The sequence below is a fragment of the Bacillus sp. EB106-02-03-XG38 genome (assembly GCF_058792175.1).
The window spans coordinates 259,629-280,019 of the sequence record NZ_JBYTED010000002.1 but is presented as its reverse complement, the minus strand read 5'-3'; the positions used below and the strand labels follow the sequence as shown (position 1 = coordinate 280,019).

The 20,391-nt window shown below is 35.4% G+C and carries 18 protein-coding genes and 1 pseudogene; 11 read left to right on the top strand and 8 right to left on the bottom strand.

The features are described from left to right. Together AC3WTI_RS10700 and AC3WTI_RS10695 are read right to left on the bottom strand one after the other, a co-directional pair. On the bottom strand, positions 1 to 996 hold a 996-nt coding region (locus tag AC3WTI_RS10700; protein ID WP_492304362.1), incomplete at its 3' end, for a collagen-like repeat preface domain-containing protein. Between the two features lie 244 nt (positions 997 to 1,240). Then, on the bottom strand, positions 1,241 to 2,512 hold the full coding sequence (locus AC3WTI_RS10695) for an ATP-binding protein (protein WP_087958094.1): 1,272 nt from the start codon (positions 2,510 to 2,512) through the stop codon (positions 1,241 to 1,243). Positions 2,513 to 2,672: 160 nt separating this feature from the next. Between AC3WTI_RS10695 and AC3WTI_RS10690 the strand changes: the two genes are divergently transcribed. Beyond that, positions 2,673 to 3,518 (top strand): DUF72 domain-containing protein, encoded by an 846-nt coding sequence (locus AC3WTI_RS10690; RefSeq protein ID WP_087958095.1) that lies wholly within the window; start codon positions 2,673 to 2,675, stop codon positions 3,516 to 3,518. Positions 3,519 to 4,016: 498 nt separating this feature from the next. Here AC3WTI_RS10690 and AC3WTI_RS10685 read toward each other — a convergent pair. The 5 genes and pseudogenes from AC3WTI_RS10685 to deoD all read right to left on the bottom strand — a co-directional run bounded on the left by AC3WTI_RS10685 (position 4,017) and on the right by deoD (position 8,988). Beyond that, a pseudogene (locus tag AC3WTI_RS10685) lies at positions 4,017 to 4,969 on the bottom strand (zinc ribbon domain-containing protein). Between the two features lie 390 nt (positions 4,970 to 5,359). After that, on the bottom strand, positions 5,360 to 5,554 hold the full coding sequence (locus tag AC3WTI_RS10680) for a DUF3924 domain-containing protein (RefSeq protein ID WP_001094861.1): 195 nt from the start codon (positions 5,552 to 5,554) through the stop codon (positions 5,360 to 5,362). A gap of 120 nt (positions 5,555 to 5,674) precedes the next feature. Further along, entirely contained in the window at positions 5,675 to 6,205 is a 531-nt protein-coding gene (locus tag AC3WTI_RS10675; RefSeq protein WP_000806236.1) for a tyrosine-type recombinase/integrase, read from the bottom strand. A 107-nt stretch (positions 6,206 to 6,312) separates the two neighbouring features. Then, a complete protein-coding gene (locus AC3WTI_RS10670; RefSeq protein WP_087958096.1) occupies positions 6,313 to 8,124 on the bottom strand; it encodes a sensor histidine kinase in 1,812 nt (603 codons plus the stop codon). A 156-nt stretch (positions 8,125 to 8,280) separates the two neighbouring features. Continuing rightward, positions 8,281 to 8,988 (bottom strand): purine-nucleoside phosphorylase, encoded by a 708-nt coding sequence (gene deoD, locus AC3WTI_RS10665; RefSeq protein ID WP_000110707.1) that lies wholly within the window; start codon positions 8,986 to 8,988, stop codon positions 8,281 to 8,283. A gap of 175 nt (positions 8,989 to 9,163) precedes the next feature. On the opposite strand from deoD, the gene AC3WTI_RS10660 reads away from it, so the two are divergent. Then, positions 9,164 to 9,952, top strand: coding sequence for a DUF8832 domain-containing protein (locus AC3WTI_RS10660; RefSeq protein ID WP_142286632.1), 789 nt, complete (start codon positions 9,164 to 9,166; stop codon positions 9,950 to 9,952). A 4-nt stretch (positions 9,953 to 9,956) separates the two neighbouring features. Here AC3WTI_RS10660 and mprF read toward each other — a convergent pair whose 3' ends face one another. Then, positions 9,957 to 12,545 (bottom strand): bifunctional lysylphosphatidylglycerol flippase/synthetase MprF, encoded by a 2,589-nt coding sequence (gene mprF / locus AC3WTI_RS10655; RefSeq protein ID WP_087958097.1) that lies wholly within the window; start codon positions 12,543 to 12,545, stop codon positions 9,957 to 9,959. A 186-nt stretch (positions 12,546 to 12,731) separates the two neighbouring features. Between mprF and AC3WTI_RS10650 the strand changes: the two genes are divergently transcribed. The 9 genes from AC3WTI_RS10650 (at position 12,732) to resB (ending at position 20,389) form a co-directional block, all read left to right on the top strand. Then, positions 12,732 to 13,121, top strand: a complete 390-nt coding sequence (locus AC3WTI_RS10650) for a hypothetical protein (protein WP_087958098.1) — start codon at positions 12,732 to 12,734, stop codon at positions 13,119 to 13,121. Positions 13,122 to 13,143: 22 nt separating this feature from the next. After that, a complete protein-coding gene (locus AC3WTI_RS10645; RefSeq protein ID WP_048526967.1) occupies positions 13,144 to 13,635 on the top strand; it encodes a YpuI family protein in 492 nt (163 codons plus the stop codon). 105 nt (positions 13,636 to 13,740) lie between these two features. Beyond that, entirely contained in the window at positions 13,741 to 14,655 is a 915-nt protein-coding gene (locus AC3WTI_RS10640) for a superoxide dismutase (RefSeq protein WP_000082672.1), read from the top strand. Between the two features lie 112 nt (positions 14,656 to 14,767). Continuing rightward, positions 14,768 to 15,892 (top strand): D-alanyl-D-alanine carboxypeptidase DacB, encoded by a 1,125-nt coding sequence (gene dacB, locus AC3WTI_RS10635; RefSeq protein ID WP_087958099.1) that lies wholly within the window; start codon positions 14,768 to 14,770, stop codon positions 15,890 to 15,892. Beyond that, positions 15,885 to 16,481, top strand: a complete 597-nt coding sequence (spmA, locus tag AC3WTI_RS10630; protein WP_087958100.1) for a spore maturation protein SpmA — start codon at positions 15,885 to 15,887, stop codon at positions 16,479 to 16,481. The genes dacB and spmA overlap by 8 nt, the downstream gene beginning before the upstream one ends. After that, entirely contained in the window at positions 16,478 to 17,008 is a 531-nt protein-coding gene (gene spmB, locus AC3WTI_RS10625; protein WP_000029511.1) for a spore maturation protein SpmB, read from the top strand. Before spmA ends, spmB begins: the two co-directional genes overlap by 4 nt. 289 nt (positions 17,009 to 17,297) lie before the next feature. Then, entirely contained in the window at positions 17,298 to 18,026 is a 729-nt protein-coding gene (gene rluB / locus AC3WTI_RS10620) for a 23S rRNA pseudouridine(2605) synthase RluB (RefSeq protein WP_063224409.1), read from the top strand. A gap of 94 nt (positions 18,027 to 18,120) precedes the next feature. Continuing rightward, positions 18,121 to 18,642, top strand: coding sequence for a thiol-disulfide oxidoreductase ResA (resA, locus tag AC3WTI_RS10615; RefSeq protein ID WP_087958101.1), 522 nt, complete (start codon positions 18,121 to 18,123; stop codon positions 18,640 to 18,642). Positions 18,643 to 18,763: 121 nt separating this feature from the next. Beyond that, the gene (gene resB, locus AC3WTI_RS10610; protein ID WP_087958102.1) at positions 18,764 to 20,389 is read left to right on the top strand and encodes a cytochrome c biogenesis protein ResB; all 1,626 of its coding nucleotides are present in this window, start codon (positions 18,764 to 18,766) and stop codon (positions 20,387 to 20,389) included. The last annotated feature ends 2 nt before the right edge of the window (positions 20,390 to 20,391 follow it).

Genomic DNA, 20,391 nt, shown 5'->3' with positions numbered 1-20,391 from the left:
TTGAGCGCCCGCTGGTCCTTGAGCACCAGTAGCACCTTGAGCACCCGCCGGTCCTTGAGCACCAGTAGCACCTTGAGCACCCGCTGGTCCTTGAGCACCAGTAGCACCTTGAGCACCCGCTGGTCCTTGAGGTCCAGTAGCACCTTGAGCGCCCGCTGGTCCTTGAGCACCAGTAGCACCTTGAGCGCCCGCTGGTCCTTGAGCACCAGTAGCACCTTGAGCGCCCGCCGGTCCTTGAGCACCAGTAGCACCTTGAGCGCCCGCCGGTCCTTGAGGTCCAGTAGCACCTTGAGCGCCCGCCGGTCCTTGAGCACCAGTAGCACCTTGAGCACCCGCTGGTCCTTGAATACCTTGAGGTCCAGTAGCACCTTGAACACCCGCTGGTCCCTGTGCACCTTGAGGCCCTTGAGCACCAGTAGCGCCTTGAGCACCCGCTGGTCCTTGAGGTCCAGTAGCACCTTGAGCACCCGCTGGTCCTTGAGGACCGGTAGCACCTTGAGGTCCAGTAGCACCAGTAGCACCTGTTGCTCCTCCACCACCAAGGCATCCTGATCCATATTGAACAAGGATAGTTTGGATTTCTGTTATGAGTTTAACTAGTTTGTCGATCGTACAACAATCTACTTTGAATAACTTAGCAATATACAATAAATAATTAAGCAGGCTTTGTAGCTCAACGTACAATGCTCCGCATGAGAATGGATTTGTCGTTAAAATAGTTAATAGATTAGCAATAATAGAATTTCCAATTTGTTTTTGTGCTGGAGATAGATCTAAGCAATTGAGGAATTTTTGTAGGTTGTTGAGGACGGCAATTAAGTTATCGATATTATTTTGAGATGGGTTTTGAAAGACAGCTTGAATAGCTAGGCCAAGAGCTTGAAGAAGTTTAACGAATTCTGTAAGTTCGGACTTAGAAATGTTAATATGACTACAAGCTCTGACTTCGCAACAATCATTCCCATAAAATACTTTTCCTTTATTTTTATTGTTCATCTGTTCATTCCTTTCTTTCATAGAATCAATAGTCATTACTATATATTAAAATGAAATTTATATTAAATTCGTGATGGACAAACTACCATTTCTAAAAAAATAAGAAATTGGCCCACCTAGCAAAAAATAAGTAAGATATAGAGAAGGTTTTATATACTGTAAAGAAGAAAAGTGCAACATAAAAAACTACATGCCAATTGCTGAGAATGTTGAACAATTGGCATGCAGTTCGTGGGTTAGTCCTTTAGTCACATTGAGTTAATTTTTCAAGGGCTGTTTTAGGTAAGATTGGAATTGAAATAGTGAAAGTTGTCCCGTTTTCATTACTAGTCATTTTTAATGTACCGTTATGATTTTGAATGATTTTCTTCGTTACTGACAAGCCCAGCCCTGTACCTGAATCTTTTGTTGAGAAGAATGGATCAAAGATATATTCTTGAATGGCTGGAGGAATACCAATCCCATTATCAGTGAATGTAATACGAACAAAATTATCTAGGCGATAACTAGTGATTTGGATAGAAAGTTTTTTTTCACCTTGCGCATCGACAGCGTTCTGAAATAGGTTTAAAAAAACTTGTACAAGCTCGTGACGATCAATATGGACTAATATATCATCTAATTCGGTAGAGAAATTATAATCAATTGAAATGTTGTGTAAAAAGACTTCACTAGCTAGTAATTGTTGAATATATTCACGTAAAAACGTATTAATTGGAAAGGGTTCTCTTGTAAATTCGCGTGTTTTTGAAATAGATAAAAATTTTGTAATAATACTATTCGCGCGATCTAATTCAGGAATAAGTAAGTTTTTAAATAGTTCTTTATTAGATGGAGAAACACTTTCTTGTAAAAATTGTAAATAACCTCGTACGGTTGTAAGAGGATTACGTACTTCATGTGCAATACCAGCTGCGATTCTTCCTGCTAACGAAAATTTTTCAGCATCACGTTCTGAGTTTAAATAATGAAAGACACTAATAACTCTAAAAATCTCTCCGTTATAATCACGAATAATTCGGTTATTTAAAATGCCATAGTTTTTGTCTAAAACTTCTTCATTATATATTTCTGTGCCTGTTCTTAATGTTTCAAGGGCTTTAATTTTTTCTTCTGGTAATTGTAGTAATTGTTGAATTGGTTTTCCGATAATATCATTTCGTACTACACCAAAATCATCTGCTGCAATTTGATTACATAATGTAATATTTCCTTTATTATCAACAAAGGTTACATGATGTGAAAAAGCATCAAAAATATGAACAAAGTATGTTTCAAGTTGTTCAAATAAAAATAATGAATCGCAAGTAAGTTGAAAATGAGCCTCTTTATTTTCTTTTTGTATGTTTTGAATGGAATGAGTCGTTCTCGTTTTCTTTATTTGTAAACCAATATGTGGATTTTTGTATGTGAAATGATGTGGTAATTGATTCACAAGTTCTTCATAAAAACGTACTTTGTTTTCTAGTTCTTCTATTCGTTTTTCATGAGATACAATATCATCGTTTGGAAGCATAAATAAATAACCCCTCAATTTAAAAATTCTTCCATCTAGTATATCATATTTTTATACGGATACTCTGAAAGAAGGGGCTACTTAATGAAATTGATTAGTCGAAGTGTTCAGGAAGTGAGTAGAATGAATAGAAAGTGAAGTGAAAAAGGGAGGGATATATTTGCTTTTCATTGGAGTAACAGGATGGGGAGACCACGATTCTTTATATATAGATCCCTATGAAAATAGAAATAAATTACGAACATATAGTGAGCATTTTCCTATTGTAGAAGTGGATAGTTCATTTTATGCGATGCAACCTGCACGAAATTATACAAAATGGGCAATGGAGACACCGAATGATTTTTCGTTTGTCGTAAAAGCGTATCAAGGGATGACGGGACATATGAAAGGTGAAATTCCTTTTTCTACGTTTGATGAAATGTTTGATGTGTATAAACAATCCATTCTTCCTTTAATAGAAGCTGGTAAATTAAAAACGATTTTATTTCAATATCCACCATGGTTTGATTGCAAAAAGAAAAATGTAGATTTTCTTCGATATACGAAAGAAAAAATGGGAGATTTGCCATGTGCCATAGAATTTCGGAATCAAACATGGTTTTATCCGGAAATGAGAGATAAGACGCTACAGTTTTTGGAACAAGAGAAATGGATTCATACCATTTGTGATGAGCCACAGGCCGGAATAGGTTCAGTACCGCTCGTACTAGAAGTAACGAATGCAGAGCTGGTGTTAATACGTTTTCATGGTCGAAATGTTCATGGGTGGCTTGATAAAGGAGAAAATTGGAGAGCGGTTCGTTGCTTATATCGCTACAACAATAAAGAATTAGAAGAATGGGTAGAAAGATTAGAGCAATTAAAAAAGAAGACAAAGAACATATATGTACTATTTAACAACAATTCAGGCGGAGATGCAGCGGATAATGCGAAACAGCTTATGAAAATGATGAACATTACATATGGTGAGCCGAAGCCCGAGCAATTAAATTTGTTTGAATGATAATAAACAAGAAAGGCACTGTACAAACAGGGGGAATGTACAGTGCCTTTCTATATGAAAAAGAGGGGTAACAATGTTACTGAGCGTTTGGTTGATTCATCAATTGTTGGCTTCGTAATAAATGATAATGGTTATCATTATCATTGTCAATAGTTTTCCGAAAAATAAATAAAAAACTTTTTATGAGACATTAATGGTAGGGAGATTCCAAGTCAACTACCCCCACTGAGATAAAACATTTCAGTGGGGGCTTGAGTTAGAACACTAGGTCTTTTCATCTATCGCTAGACAGTTGACGCTCTAGCATTCATGCCACCATATGGTAACACCCCAAGTATGTTTTTGGTTGGTACTGGCAACGAACGATTGCTTTCCCACGTGCACCACCCTTTCGAAAAAGAGCAGTTCTTCCTTATGAAAGAAGCCACCACTCAGATGAATCCGGCGTGTGCTACAAGCCCCGACAAGTCGAGTACACATGGATGGTTGACGCACCCACTAAGCTATGCGCGAAGCAACAACCTTACGTTTTTGCACTTCTAATAGAATCGGCGTTTTCACTTTGAGATTGTCATCCCATTCTACCACTCTTGATTTTTGCAATGTATTTAATGCACCATTAATATCAGCGTGAATACATTTCCCTGATTTACTTTGGTACAGACCGCGCATGATTCGTTTGCCACTAAAGTAATAATGGGTCTTATCATCCTTAGACCACCAAACTGGAACCGGATCTTTATCCAGAAAACTAGCTTTTGAAGTATAGCTTTCTTCTTGTTTGAAAAATCGCATACCTTCTTTTATACATTTATTCTCAATTGCTGCAATCAGTTTATGAAACGGGATTTGAACAAATGCACCTCAAAGAACCGACCTTTTTGCTTTGGTACAATCTCAATGTAGGAGCTTTTTTTATTTCTTATATTTTTAGGTATACGTATTTGAATGGAACCGAATTTTTGCCTGAACGCAACACTCATTGGAATGGTCCAATACCCGTTCTCATCTACTTTTGGAACTTGATAGATTTCAATAATTCTTTTGTCAGTGGAACGAGAATAATTCGGAAACTTAGGACGACCTGTGAACTTCTCAGGATTTTTCTTCCACTGTTCCAATGCCTTAAAAAAGCTCTTCACTTCTGCATATAAGGCTCTACGAATCGCTTGGACAGAGTTTGATTGCACGCCCCAGTAATTCATATCGGCTTGCATGGCGGTATCCACTTCTTTTACAGTAGCTATTTTATTATGATTCAAATAACTTTGTTTCATGGTATACAACCCAACATTTCGCAATGCTTTTGAACTATGTGACATGCGCTGAAGTAAACGAAATTCTTTAGCCGTGAAACAAGCTCGTCCGATATTTTGCTTCTGCGTGAAATGTCGCAGCGTTTCTCTTTTCTTTTGTTTCCGTAATACTTTCACTGCTTTCTTTTTAGCCATTGTTTTCACCACCTTTCTTAAAGAATTAACTTATTAATTCCTTTTGGTGCAAGTAACAAAATGATTATGATTATCCAATTTCGTTATCTTAAGATATATTCTCTCCTTATTTCCGACATATCGTAAGACAAAAAGAAACAAACTTTCCCCCCGAGAAAATTGTTATAAGCGAAACAAAAGAGTTCATCCTTATTGACTGACGACAATTCATCTCCATCTGAATTGTTGGGTTTCACCCGTAACACAAATCAGATGAAGTCTTCTTGCCGAAAAGGATAAAAGGTTTGGATGAAGCAAAGAAGTTAGGTGGGGATCGGGCTGCTCGTAAAAGTCCGATTGGTGAGGGCTGATTAAGAGATCTCTTGATAAAGTACAAAAAAAGAACAGCAATTAATGCTGTTCTTTTCCAGTGACGAATTGTTGTAAATCAAAAGGAGTTATCGCTTGGATAAACTCTTTTGAGATAAGTGTTTGAACTAGAGTACTCTCAGAAATGGAAGCACCTGTTTTCTTTTCATAAGCTTGTTTTAATAAATCAAGTTTTTCAGCCGTTTCTTTCGGTAATTCAATTGTTAATGTGTTCATAATTTCTCCCCCTTACTATTAGAGTACCACTACAATATAGGAGAGACAAGGGAAGAGAATGTGAAACATAAAAAAGGTTACCATTTATAAAATGGTAACCTTTTTTATGTATAAGAGTTATTAAGCAATACCGATATACTTTAAAGTTTTTGATGGAGTACTATGATCAAAGAAGTGTTGTAAAAATGCGATGTCAACACCTGATTTGTATGCACAATATCCCCAAGTTTTTCGAAGTGTATGTGAGCTAATCCCTTCTAATCCAACTTCTTTTGCAGCTTTGTTTAAAATGTACCATGCATGTTGTCTCGTAATAGATTTTGTTCCTTTTTGAGACTTTAATAATGGTTCATTACGTTTCCAAGTTTTACGTTCTTTCATGTAGTCTTCGATTGCGTGCTGTAAGTCTTCATTTACAGCAAACCATTTATGTTTCTTTACTTTTTCATTGTAAAATAAAATGGAATGGCGAACATTTTCATTTTCATCGATTACATCACTAACTTTTAATTGTAAGATTTCACTTACTTTTAAGCCAGAATTTACAGCTAATACGAATAATAAGCCATCACGTTTCGAAGATTGTAAAAGTATATTTTTGATAGTTTCTAATTGTTTTTCATTTTGAATAGGTTGTCCTGCTTGTTTCATTTCACGCACTCTCCTCTTTTATATGTGTAAAGGAAAGGATTAACTTGTTTTTTACTATAAAGGGAGAGTGTGAATTTCATGTGAACTCCTAGTGAAATTAAGACAAATTATTTGACTTCTTTTACTTTTTGTAAATTAAAGTAGAATACAACACTATTAGTTGTGTTATATACACCGTACTCCGCATGGTGAAGGTCTAAAATGTTTTTTACAATTGATAATCCAAGACCAGTACCACCAGTATGACGGCTACGAGATGCATCTAAACGGTAGAAACGATCCCAAATTTTTTCAAGACTTTCTTCTGGGATAGGGTTTCCTGTGTTTTCGATTTGTATTTTTACTGTATCTTCCATTGCTATAACGGAAACTTGTATTTTTTCTCCTTCTGGCGTATAGCGAATGGCATTGCTAAGTAAGTTCACAACCACTTGCTCAATACGACTACGATTCGCTTGAACAAATATAGAAGAGTCTACATCTATATTCACTTGTAAATGCTTTTCTTCCATGCTAAATAATAACTTTGTATAGACTTGTTGAATTAATTCACCGATTGAGAATGTCGTCATATCTAGCTTGTACGTACCTGATTCTAATTTTGCTAATTCTAACATTTCAACAATAAGTCTATTCATGTTTTCGGTTTCTTCTAAAATAACATCTGTGTAATACGTCGTATCTTTACTAACCCCATCTTTAATTCCTTCTGCGAAACTTCTAATTACACTAAGTGGTGTTTTTAATTCGTGTGATACGCCAGAAATGAATTCTTTTCGCGTTTTCTCTAATTGACGTTCACGTTCAATATCTTGTTGTAATTTTGTATTGGCAACATTTAATCGATCAATTCGGTCTTTTAAGTTTACCGATAACGTATTAATACTACCGGAAAGTCCACCAATCTCATCGTCTGCTGTCACAGGTAATTTCTCGCTAAAATCAAAATTGGCCATTTTTTTTGTAACGCGATTAATTTTAATTAATGGTTTCACAATGATTTTTGAGTAGTAGAAGGATAACAAAATAATGACGAGAAATACGATGATTAAGGCATAGACATAATAATCCTTTAAAACGAGCATTGCTTCATTAACAGGCTGTAAAGATGCTATCGCAAAAGCGTATTCTGTAATGTTTCCGTCTTCCATAATAGGTTTTACAAAGATACTATTCTTTATATTCTCTCCGCCATCTATTATATAAGTGTTTAATTGGTGCGAGTTAGCAGTGCCATTTCTAATAATGTCTGCAAAATATTGAACGGCTTGTAATGTTTCAAAATCATTTGCAAGCCGAACCTCGGCTTTTGATGGGAGCTGTAATTTAGATATAATACCAGTAAACTCAATTTGAGTTACAGTTTTAGAGCGGTTTGTAAGTCTATTTTTGGAAGAGTTTCCATTAATGGATTGAAAATCTGAAGTGACACGTTCGTTTTGCCATCTATTATAATTTGTTGTCAATTCTAGTGGTGTTATTGTTCTCCCTCGTAACAAACCGACGACATTTATCATGCCATCTTTTTTCAATCCTAAGTTTTCGAATTTCTTATATTCTTCAGGCGTTAAAAGATTATTGAGTGGAATGAAATATGTTTCATTATTTTTAGGATTAATTACATCAATGTAGTAATTGCTGTCACTTTTAATAATGCCCTCAGAATTTAAAAATTGCATATCAGCATTTGTTTTATCATGAAATTCTTGTTTTAGTTTTCTAATTTCCTCAGGATCTTTTTCGCTTTTTTCATAATTAGCTACGAATTTTTCAAAAGCAGTTTGAACTGTTTTTACTTTTTTATTAATATAAAATTTTTCTAAAAATAGAGATTGTCCTAAGAAAAAAAGGAGGAATATGATTGTAAATAATGTCGATGTTAATAAAAATAGTTTAAAGACGATACTTCTGTTTTTCACTGCGTCACCTCTTGTGAGAAATACTGTAAATGATTTCTTTATTATAACAAATGGTACACAAAAGTAGAGGAGAAAATCTGTCTCTTCCGAAAGTAGTTTTTAATAAAAAGTCACATAAAAAGAACTCGACAGACGTATGACGAGTTCTTTAATGTATTATTGTTGAATTGCTGCATCTAAAGCGATTTCAATCATTTCGTTAAATGTAGTTTGACGCTCTTCAGATGTTGTTTCTTCACCAGTGAAGATGTGATCGCTTACTGTTAATACAGATAACGCATTTACACCGTATTTCGCTGCTAAAGTGTAAAGAGCAGTTGTTTCCATTTCTACTGCTAGTACACCGTAATCTCCAAGTTTTTTAACCATGTCCATGCTTTCGCGGTAAAATACATCTGCTGTTAAAACATTACCAACACGAACATGTAAGCCTTTTTCAGTTCCAGCATCGTAAGCTTTCTTTAAAAGATCAAAGTTTGCAGCTGGTGCAAAATCGAAACCTGGGAATGTTAAACGGTTCATATTAGAATCTGTACAAGCTGTCATTGCAATAATAACGTCACGTACTTTTACGTCTTTTTGAATCGCACCGCAAGTTCCAACGCGAATTAAATTTTTAACTCCGTAGCTTTGGATTAATTCGTTTACATAAATAGAAATAGAAGGAACACCCATACCTGTACCTTGAACAGATACACGTTTTCCTTTATAAGTTCCAGTGAAGCCTAACATGCCACGCACGTTATTATAGCATGTAACGTCCTCTAGAAATGTTTCAGCGATATATTTTGCACGTAATGGATCACCAGGTAATAGAATAGATTCAGCGATTTCGCCTTGTTTTGCTTCAATATGTACACTCATGAAAAGTCCTCCTTATATTGTATTGATAGAAATCAATATCATTTGCATTATACACTACGAATCCTTTCAATTAAAATCTTTTTATTATTTGTAATATGTGCAAAACAGGAGGATTTCATAAATCACAATCTAGAATATATAAGTAAGAAGTTTTGTATGAACAGAGACAATAAAAATGGTAGGTGATGTCTTGAAAAATCTTGTCATTGGATTTGTTGCTTTGTTATTTATTGTAGTAGGAGGATTTTACATAAAAAAGTATCAAGAAACTACAGAGACTGTAGGTGCTATTCAGGAAGTAAACTGGGATGTGTCATACGCAAAAGGAAATGAGAAAGTAGATATTTCGTTTCAATTACTAAATAATAAAAATAACGAAGTTCGTGGTGTAAATGATCAAATTCGGGCAGTTATTGTGGATGGACAATTAAAGCATGTACAACAAATGAAACCTACATTTGCAGGGAATGGATCATATAAAGTGTCTTCCAAAATAGCGAAAGATGAAAGATATACAATATTTTTATATGAAGACAAAAATAAGTCGGTGAAATCATTTGCAAAGAAAGATTTTGGGAGAGAAGTAGAGGAGAAAAATAAGAAAAAAGTAAAATTCCCAATCGATAGTGTACTTACAAAAAAAATAGGGGAGTATGAAGTTTCTCTTTTATTTGGTGCATTGCATCCAAATGAACCAGCGACGTTAACATTTCAATTCCAAGCAAAAAAGGGTGAGAAATTGAAATTACATTCAGAGAGAGGAGAAGTGGAGGAGCTCTATATCGTGGACGAAACGAGAGAAAACTTTTTATATGCAATACCTGTTGATACAGATGAGCAATTGCAATATCGTATTACATTTCCTGCTGAAGGAACGTATAAAATATGGGGAGATTTCTATATAAATGGTAAGAAATATGAAAAAGAATTTATTGTACAAGTTCAAAAAAGAAAAAACAGCTAAATATTTAGCTGTTTTTTCTTTTTCCTATTAATTTTGTTACAGAGAGCATTGTAATTGGTAAAGAATGATTCTTTCTAAATGCTAAATATTTACCGCTCCAGGCTGGTTTATATTTTTCTTTAAAATGTCGTAAACCACTGAAACTATACGTATAACGAACATTATTAAAGATGGCAGCAGCAACTCGTTCAGACCAGAAAGACTGTGTCGATAAACCTACATTTGAAAGTGGTGCCATACCAATATTAAAGGAATGGTATTCATTTTCTTTTGCCCACTGGAATAGGTGGATGAAAATTGCATCCATAATGCCGCTAGGTGCATCTGGATAATATCGCATTAAATCAACAGACAACGATCCGTCTTGATATACGGGCATAAAAGTTGTAAATGCGATGATTTTTCCATCCGCATCAGATAATGTAGCAATAGGTGCGCGGCTAATATATTCACGGTCAAAGTATCCGAGCGAAAAACCTTTCTCTTTTTTTCCGCCGAGCCACGCATCTGAAACTTTTCTTAACTCTTCAAATAACTCGTTTGAGAACGGTGGCTGGTGAATAGAGAATGTATAGCCTTCTCGTTCAAAACGATTGAAAGTCGCTCGCATACCGGCCCGTTTTTTCCCCGTTATTGTAAATGTATTCAAATCAACGACAGCTTCTTCGCCAAGCTTAAAGAAGTTGTAACCAAAATCATGATATAAACTCATCCATTTACTTTCGATTTGGTAGAATACACAAATGTACCCAAATCGATCAGCCTCAGCTAAAAACTCTTGTAACACAGTACGGTAGGAGGAAGGATCCCCAATTGGATCGCCTAACACAACGAGACGTTTTCCAGTTATAGAGAAGAGAAGGAGCGCTTTCCCATCACTACTGAAGAAGAATTGTTTATCTCCTAAAAATCCTAGATGACTAAGTACATTTCCATCATGCTCATCTAAAAATTTTTGCAATCTTTTATCATTAGCTGGTTGCCCGGGAAATTCACTTCGATAACGATTGGCAATGAGTGAGCCAATCAGTAAAAATGTAGGAACGAAAAACGCAGCTGCTAATGCACTTCGTTTCACTTGCGTAATATTACGAACGACAAAATCAGGTTTAAAAGCTTCTTTTGCACCTGCAAATAAAATACCTAAGTTTTTATATAAATATAAAGTTATGAGTAAGAATATAAAAACTTTTACCATATCAGAAAGGGAGACTTCCATTTTCTCGCGTACAAATCTTTTACGAAGCATATATAATACAGCAAGTACGATTAATAAAATAAACGTCTCTTCAATATCAATCCCTTTTAACGTATTAAAGATGGCTGCTCCGACTAAAGAAATAATCGTCATATAGTAAGAACGCTTTGTTCCATAATATATGCCTCGTGAAAGGATCAGGAGGAGAATACCGAATGTTAGTGATAAGCTAAAAGAAAATTGAATAAGATATTTTGGAGCTAGAATATGTAAGGCGTGTGCTCTGTTTATACTTGTCGGTAGAATGGTCGATAAAATAACCATTAATCCAGCAAATACTGTTAAAGCAGCAGAGGCCCATGAACCTAGTTTTCCTAGAAAATCACGTTGCAAAGTCCATATAACACCAGTTGTTTCTAATGCAGGCGCAATAAAAGGTTTATCTTCAAACTTTTTAATGGCCACGCCTGTCATTTCAAATGCTGCAAAAATAAGACCAAGGCAGAAAGGTAAAATGTAATAGACGAGGCGATATAATAACATAGCAGGTAGTAATACGCCTGTATCAATGCCATACTGTCCGAGTCCAGTTAAGAAGACGAGATCAAATGAACCAAGTCCACCAGGCACAAGACTAACAACACCGGCTAAAGCAGCAATTACATACACACCTAAAAACTTTTGAAATTCGATATCGATGCCAAATAATATTAGTATGACGTACATAACAATACCGGCAGATACCCACTCAACTAATGAAACTAATGAGTATAAAACAGTTGGATTTTTCTCTTCTTCTCCTTCTCCTTCTTGCCCTTCAGTTTGCTTTGGTTTTCTATTTTTTAGTTTAGAAAAGCCAATGTATATAGGGACGAAAAGGGCGAAGAAGATAAGAACAGGCCATAGCCACGGTTTTTCATGCAAAATAAAACTTGTGTCTAATATTCCAATAAGACCGAGGAAAGAAAGAATTGCGAGTCCGTTAATAAACGCAGTTGTCATCCAGGCGATACTTTTAATAAGTTTGCCATTTTCTTTTATGTATGGACGATAAAGCATTGTGCGTACACCAGCTCCAACGAGACCACCAAATCCAATAAATCCATTTAAAGTATTAGCAATCCATGAGATGCGAAAAATCTTTTGGACTGGTATATCAGCTTTTAAATAACGAAGCATAACATAGTCATAAAAGAACATTGTTGATACAGCAAATGCACCAAGTGTAATTGCTAAAAATACTCCTCCGGTTGGAATGTTTTTAATTGTATTGATCGCTTCTAAAAAAGAAATGCCTGCTAATTCTTTTTTTGCTTGAAAGAATACAATTGTTAATACAACAAATGGGAAGATAATTTTTCCGATTTGTAAGAAACGTTTCCATGAAAACGACATAAATACAACTCTCCTTGTATAAGAAAACTGAGACAATAATATTATTATGACAAACTTCAAGAAAAATAAAAAGGTAAATTCCTGTATAAGGAAGCTATTTTTTATGATGGTTATATTTAAAAGAGTATTTCGTTTGTCAGAAAATTAAGTTAAAATGAGTTGAAAGAAGGAAGAGAGGGGAAGTAGATGATTATAATAGGTTATGCGGGGTATGAACTAGAGAAAGCAAAACCTAATACATCAGAAGATTTTTTTAATAGATCTGAAGTGACATATATATTAAATGATAAAGAAAGAACCTTTTCCGTTTTATACGTTCGGTATTTTGAAGAAGTTTTACGAGAAATTACTCCTTTTGAAGGAAATCCAGTATGTAAAGTAGAAGAACAAGACATATATTTGCGGGATATTGTAGCGATATGTTGTTTACTGAAAGAGAATGAGCTTCGCATGCAAAAACGTTTGTATTTAAATAATATAGAAGAATTCCAACAATATTTTGATGTGGAAACAGTGGTGAAAGTACAAGAAATATTGGCTGAATTACATAAAAATAAAAGAGTAGAAATAGCGTGAAATGGCAAAGGAGAGGGAAAAAATGTCTAATCTAATGGTTGAAAATCAAACAGAACAAGTTTCTATGTTTTTAGAAGATGTTATTACTTTGATAACCAATTATGTGAATTATCATACGTTGCCTTCTTTATTAGAAGAAACACCAGCAGGGAATGAACAATATTATAAAGGGTTATTAGCGTCAATAAGACGTCTTCTTGTTTTTTGTGAAGAGGGACATGATGCATGTTTTGTTTTATTAAATAGCCAGCCATTTCGAAAAACAGCAGCTGAAAAGATTCTATATAAAATTTATCATCAAGTAATAGCAGAGTTCTTTTCACCAAAGAATGATCATTGGTACGAAAATAGTCGGTCTGCTTATACAGGGAAAAATTCCATCGTTTTTCAACAAACGCCACCTGCATCTATAGAGCTAGTGATGAAGAGTTTAGAAGGTAAATTTCAATTGATGCGTGAAGAACTAGAATATTATGAGACGGATTATCAAACAAAGATGTTACACAAATATTAATGGCGAAAAAGGAGCTAAGGGGACTTAGCTTCTTTTCCTTTTATACAGTTATATAAGGGATTTCCTTTGAATATATTTAAGGGGATAGCATTAAGGAGGTGTAACATGAGTCAGCAAGGTGTATTTACAGATTACTTTCATGAAGTAGAAAGCTGGTGTGAAAGTGTTCTTCATGTTTTAGATAGTCGTGCAATGGAAGTGTATGATGTCCATATGCTTGCTTATAAAATTCAAACGTTATTAGACCGTATGAAAGAACATGAGTATGATACAGATGCAGAGTTTATGTATGAAATAAGTGATGATGTGGAGCATATTCAGCATCATTTACAGGAAGTGTTTGTGCAGGGAGAAGAGGAATATGAACTATATGAAAGAGGGGATAGTGAACGAGCTGTTCCAATTGGAGGACACACACTCCCGCCATTACCTTATCCGTATAATGCGTTAGAACCGTATATTTCTAGAGAAATTATGATGTTACACCATGATAAACATCATCGTAGTTACGTTGAAGGATTAAATAAAGCAGAAAAGATGATGGAAGAAGCGAGAAAAACAAATCAATTTGATCTAATTAAGCATTGGGAGAGAGAAGCAGCTTTTCATGGATCAGGTCATTACTTACACACGATATTTTGGAATAACATGAAAAAAGATGGTGGCGGAAGTCCAAGAGGGGCTCTTTCACAACAAATTGAACAAGATTTTGGGAGTTTTTTACGTTTTCAAAAACATTTCACAGAAGCAGCTTCTAAAGTGGAAGGGTCAGGATGGGCGATTCTTGTTTGGGTGCCACGATCTGGACGGTTGGAAATTTTGCAGAGTACACTTCATCAATTATTTACACAATGGGATACGATACCGCTCCTTGTACTAGACGTGTGGGAACATGCGTATTATTTACAATACCAAAATCGAAAAGATGAATATATAAAAAACTGGTGGAATGTCGTCAATTGGCCTGATGTGGAAAAAAGATTTGAAAGTGCGAAACAAATTGAATGGACACCGTATTAGACGCAGGCTCTCTGCGTCTTTTTTATTGGAAGGGGGAGGGAGATTTCGTTCATATTTTAAAAGGCCAAGCATACACTTGTACAAAAAGTGCCAAAAGGACGTGGGGGGAAATATGAGACGAATTTGTGTAATAATCACGCTTCTTATTATGTACGCAAGCGTTATGCCAATTCCTACATATGCAAAGATGAACAGTAATGTTAGTGCTCGAAATGCAGTATTAATGGAGCAACAGTCAGGTCGTGTATTATACGGAAAAGCAGAACATGAGCCACAAAAGATTGCTAGTATAACAAAAATTATGACTGCCTTGTTAGCTGCTGAATCAGGAAAAATGAAAGAAATGGTACCGGTTAGTAATGAAGCGGTGAGAGTAGAAGGCTCAGCGATTTATTTAAAACCTGGACAGAAAGTGAAGTTAGTGGATTTAGTATACGGACTCATGCTTAGATCTGGTAATGATGCAGCACAAGTAATTGCTGAAAATGTAGGAGGAAGTATAGAAGGGTTCGTATATTTAATGAATGAAAAGGCAAAACAAATTGGAATGAAAGATACGCACTTTTCAAACCCACATGGATTGGATGGAGATGGCTCTCATTATTCGTCGGCTTATGATATGGCGCTTTTAACGAAGTATGCAATGGGGAACGAAACCTTTAAGAAGATTTTTGGGACAAAAACGTATAAATCAGATTCATGGGATTATCCGTGGAAAAACAAACATAAACTCGTGACGTCGTATTATGAATTTGCAACAGGAGGGAAAACAGGTTTTACGAAGAAAGCAGGACGGACGCTTGTTACAACAGCATCAAAAGATGGACTAGATCTAATTGTCGTAACGTTGAGCGCTTCTAGTGATTGGGATGATCATATGAATTTATTTGATAAAGGTTTTGAGCGTTTTAAGCAAACGAATGTTTTAGGGCAAGGAGCCCTTGCTGAAATAACTGAAAAGAAATATGCCAATCATGTTTATACGAAAAATAGTTTTGCGGTGCCATTAACTGAGCAGGAAAGAAAGAATGTCGTATTAAAAGTTGAACTCGATAAAAGTGCAAAACTTAAGGATGGGGTAAAGGTTGGGAAGACAGAAATTTATGTTGGTAATGAGAAAGTTGGAGAACGGAATTTATTTTATAGTAAACGAAAGTTAGTAGCTACAACGGGAATGTATTGGAATAATGTGAAAGAAATTTTTTCTCATATGATAGGTGTTGGGAGCGATGGTTAATCTCGTATGGGTTGCGATGGCGGTGATTGGGATTGTTTATGCCATGATAAACGGAACGATGGAAGAAATAAATAAAGCTGTATTTGACGGGGCAAAAGATGCAGTAACAATTTGTATAGGACTCATTAGTGTTTTAGTATTTTGGCTCGGTTTAATGAAAATTGCAGAGGAAGCAGGGTTGTTAAAAAAGTTAGTGTCACTTTTTATGCCGATTGTAAAAAGGTTGTTTCCAGAAATACCGAAAGATCATCCGTCAATGGGATTTATTTTATCAAATATGATGGCGAACTTTTTTGGATTAGGTAATGCAGCGACCCCTCTTGGTATTAAAGCGATGGAACAATTGAAAGAGTTAAATGGAGGAAAGGATTCGGCGAGCCGTTCGATGGTGACGTTTCTCGCATTAAATACATCAGCGATTACTTTAATTCCTACAACTGTCATTTCGATTCGAATGACGTATGAATCAGCGAATCCTACTGAAATTGTTGGGGTAACATTCATTGCACAAGTACTCTCTATGATCGGAGCGATCTGGATTGACCGCTATTTTTACCGAAGAAGGAGTAGGAAGGGGCGGAAAAAATGAGCATTGTAAATACAATTTCATTATGGGTAATCCCTTGTGTAATTGGTTTTATTCTTTTATATGGTACGATCAAGAAAGTGCCAACCTATGAATCATTCGTTGAGGGAGGAAAAGAAGGAATTCAAATTGCAATCTCCATTTTACCGTTTATGGTTGGGATGCTCGTATCTATTTCTATATTTCGAGCTTCAGGTGCATTAGATGCAATGATATCGGTAATGAAGCCAATGTTAGATTTAATTCATGTCCCAGCAGAAATTGTTCCGCTAGCACTTATACGCCCTATTTCAGGCTCTGCTGGTTTAAGTATTACGACCGATTTAATTGCCACATATGGGCCAGACTCGTTTATTGGAAGGCTAGCTTCTACGATGCAAGGAAGTACAGATACAACTTTTTATATTTTAACAGTATACTTCGGAGCCGTTGGAATTAGAAAAATGGGAGATGCATTAAAAGTAGGACTTTTTGCCGATTTAATCGGAATTATTTGTTCCATTGTGTTTGTTTCTTTAATGTTTAAGTAATACTATTCATTTTTTATGCTATTTCGCTTATAATACGTATACGACCACTATTAAGTTGTTGCTTAATAGTGGTTTTTTTATGCGGTAATTTTGACAAAATGATGAACTTTTATTGTGAGAAATATGAAAAAGATGGACAATAATAAAAGGTAAAAACATGATTTGACCTTTATATGTTTATTATCATCGCTATGTTGTTTAAGTGAGATGAAGCGAAAAGCCGTCAAGTGTATGCGGTTGCCAAGTCTTTCTAATGTAAGGTAAGATAAATTCGAGGTGAAAAAAAGAAATGGAACGATTACAAAAAGTGATTGCGCAAGCAGGTATTGCATCGAGAAGAAAGGCTGAGGAATTAATTCAGCAAGGAAAAGTGAAAGTTAACGGAAAAATAGTGAAGGAGTTAGGAACGAAAGTCACTCCTCAAGATAAAGTAGAAGTAAATAACATTCCTCTTGAAAAAGAAGAACCTGTTTATTTTTTACTATATAAACCAACTGGCGTAATTTCAAGTGTATCAGATGATAAAGGAAGAAATGTTGTAACAGACTTTTTCCCTGAAATTACACAACGTTTATTCCCAATCGGACGCTTAGATTATGATACGTCTGGCGTATTATTAATGACAAATGATGGGGACTTCGCAAACGTATTAATGCACCCTAGATATAAAGTTGAAAAAACATATGTTGCAAAAATAAAAGGTCCACTAACAGGTGAGAAAATTCGCATGTTAGAACGTGGTGTTGCACTAGAAGATGGAAAAACAGCACCAGCGCGTGTGAAGATTATTTCTTGGGACAAGCGTAAAGAAATGGCGATTGTACAATTAACAATTCATGAAGGGCGTAACCGTCAAGTACGTCGTATGTTTGAAGCGTTAGATTGTAAAGTAGTGAAACTAAAGCGTGAACGCTATGCTTTCTTAGAAGTAGGAAGCTTGCGACCTGGTGATGCGAGAGAATTGACACCACATGAGGTGAAACAATTACGTGCATTGGCTTCTACAAAGCCTCGCTAATCGATATTGTGAAAATTTCACCAGTGGAATGCTCCGCTGGTGATTTATTAAAAAATACATATATTCATCACTCGTCGAAGAGAGGGGAGACAATATGAAAAAAAATCGCTTATTATTTCGCGTTATTATTCTGCTCATTTTAAGCGGTGCTGTAGGATTTACACTTTATCAAGGATTCTTTGCTGATAAAGAGAAAATGCAAATCGGAAAAGAAGCACCTAACTTCGTTGTGACAGATTTAGAAGGAAAGAAAATTGAACTAAAAGATTTAAAGGGAAAAGGTGTATTTTTAAACTTTTGGGGCACTTGGTGTAAACCTTGTGAGAAAGAAATGCCTTATATGAACGAATTATATCCAAAGTATAAAGAAAAAGGCGTTGAAATTATTGCGTTAGATGCAGATGAAACAGAGATTGCTGTTAAGAACTTTGTGAAACAATATGATTTGAAATTCCCGGTTGCCATTGATAAAGGAACAAAAATCATAAGCACATATGGGGTAGGACCATTACCGACAAGCTTCCTGATTGATAAAAATGGAATAGTAGTGGAACAAATTATAGGTGAACAAACGAAAGAACAGTTAGAAGGATATTTAAAGAAAATTACTCCGTAATAAAGAAAGCCTTTACATAGGAGGTGCTTACCTATAGCGCCTTCGGTTTAAAAATTCTGAGTATTGCGGTAACTTAAGGTTAGAATATACAATAGTGCATATAGATAAAAGGGCGGTGAGAGTGTTGAAAGAAATTAAGTGTGAATGTGGACATGTGAATCCAATAGGAACTGTTTTTTGTGAAGCTTGCGGGAAACCGTTTGAAAGCAATGAAAATATAAAACTATTGGATATGCGCTATGAGGGGAGTGCTCGAAGATCTCTCACGCAAACAAAAACGATAGTCGATAAAATTTGGAGCTTTTTCTCTTCTGTAAAAGTGGGTGTATGGCTCATTGTAATTACTTTAGCTGCATCGGCGATCGGAACTATTTTTCCGCAAGAAATGTACATAACTCCAGGGGTTGCACCCGCTGAATATTATAAGCAAGAATACGGATTTTTAGGGCAATTATACTATCAATTAGGGTTTAATAATTTATACGGTTCATGGTGGTATATGATTTTAATTGCTTCAATTGGTATTTCACTTGTGATATGTAGTTTAGATCGTGTCATTCCGCTATATAAAGCATTAAAGAAGCAAGGGGTGAAAAGGCATCCTAGCTTTTTAAAGAGACAAAGGGTATATGGCACTGGTACACCGCAAGATGGTGATTTGGAAAGAGTGCAAATGAATTTAAAGAAAAAGAACTATAATGTGAAAGTGGAAGATGGGAACATTTTAGCTGAAAAAGGACGGTTTTCACGCTGGGGTCCATATGTGAATCATATCGGTCTCATTATCTTTTTATTCGGTGCAATGCTCCGTTTTTTACCGAGTATGTACGTAGATGAAGCACTTTGGTTACGTGATGGTGAAACGAAAGAAATACCAGGAACGGATGGGCAATACTATTTAAAAAACGAGAAGTTTATAAAGGAAGTTTATGATAAGAGTAAGGACAAGGAAGTTTTTGATGAAGCGATTGATCGTGTAGGTGATAAAATGATTGCGAAAAACTTCCAAACGAATGCCGTATTGTATAAAGCGGTCGGTGAAAATATAGCTGGACAAAAACCGAAGTTAGAAAAAGTAAAAGAAGCGGAAATTCGAGTAAATGAGCCAATGAAATTTGATCAGTTCGCTGTTTATCAAGTGGATTATAAAGAAAGTGAATTTAAAAGCATGTCTTTTAACTTACAAAACAAAGAAAATAATCAAAAGTGGGGACCAATTAAAGTAAATTTAACGAATCCTACAGAAAAATTTGATTTAGGAAATGGTTATTCTTTAGAACTATTAAGCTATTTCCCTGATTTTTATTTTGATGAGAATGGAAGACCAAATACAAAAACGAAATTACCAAACAACCCTGCATTTGTATTTAAAATGTTTACGCCTGAAACACCGGATGGTGAAGTGAGTTTTGTTGGTATTCAGCAAAATATAGAACCTGATGGAAATAATAAGTATAAAATGTCTTTCGCAGGTGTGGAAATGCAAAATGCAACAGCACTTACTGTAAGGAAAGATTTAACGCTTTGGATTCTCGGTATTGGAGGATTTATATTTATGGTTGGTGTTATTCAAGGAATGTATTGGAATCATCGTCGTATTTGGATACAACGCGTTAATGATGAATGGTGGATTGCAGGACATACGAATAAAAATTGGTTCGGTTTAAAGAAAGATATTGAAAGAGTACTAGAAGGTACAGCAATTCCGCAGCCAAATGATAAAGTAGTGGATAAAAAAATTAGTTAAGG

Bases quoted from the DNA above. Each gene is read 5' to 3' on its own strand.
- AC3WTI_RS10695 (WP_087958094.1), bottom strand. From the start codon at position 2,512: ATGCTTCCAAACGATGATATTGTATCTCATGAAAAACGAATAGAAGAA.
- AC3WTI_RS10680 (WP_001094861.1), bottom strand. From the start codon at position 5,554: ATGAACACATTAACAATTGAATTACCGAAAGAAACGGCTGAAAAACTT.
- AC3WTI_RS10675 (WP_000806236.1), bottom strand. From the start codon at position 6,205: ATGAAACAAGCAGGACAACCTATTCAAAATGAAAAACAATTAGAAACT.
- deoD (WP_000110707.1), bottom strand. From the start codon at position 8,988: ATGAGTGTACATATTGAAGCAAAACAAGGCGAAATCGCTGAATCTATT.
- AC3WTI_RS10660 (WP_142286632.1), top strand. From the start codon at position 9,164: ATGGTAGGTGATGTCTTGAAAAATCTTGTCATTGGATTTGTTGCTTTG.
- mprF (WP_087958097.1), bottom strand. From the start codon at position 12,545: ATGTCGTTTTCATGGAAACGTTTCTTACAAATCGGAAAAATTATCTTC.
- AC3WTI_RS10650 (WP_087958098.1), top strand. From the start codon at position 12,732: ATGATTATAATAGGTTATGCGGGGTATGAACTAGAGAAAGCAAAACCT.
- AC3WTI_RS10645 (WP_048526967.1), top strand. From the start codon at position 13,144: ATGTCTAATCTAATGGTTGAAAATCAAACAGAACAAGTTTCTATGTTT.
- AC3WTI_RS10640 (WP_000082672.1), top strand. From the start codon at position 13,741: ATGAGTCAGCAAGGTGTATTTACAGATTACTTTCATGAAGTAGAAAGC.
- dacB (WP_087958099.1), top strand. From the start codon at position 14,768: ATGAGACGAATTTGTGTAATAATCACGCTTCTTATTATGTACGCAAGC.
- spmA (WP_087958100.1), top strand. From the start codon at position 15,885: ATGGTTAATCTCGTATGGGTTGCGATGGCGGTGATTGGGATTGTTTAT.
- spmB (WP_000029511.1), top strand. From the start codon at position 16,478: ATGAGCATTGTAAATACAATTTCATTATGGGTAATCCCTTGTGTAATT.
- rluB (WP_063224409.1), top strand. From the start codon at position 17,298: ATGGAACGATTACAAAAAGTGATTGCGCAAGCAGGTATTGCATCGAGA.
- resA (WP_087958101.1), top strand. From the start codon at position 18,121: ATGAAAAAAAATCGCTTATTATTTCGCGTTATTATTCTGCTCATTTTA.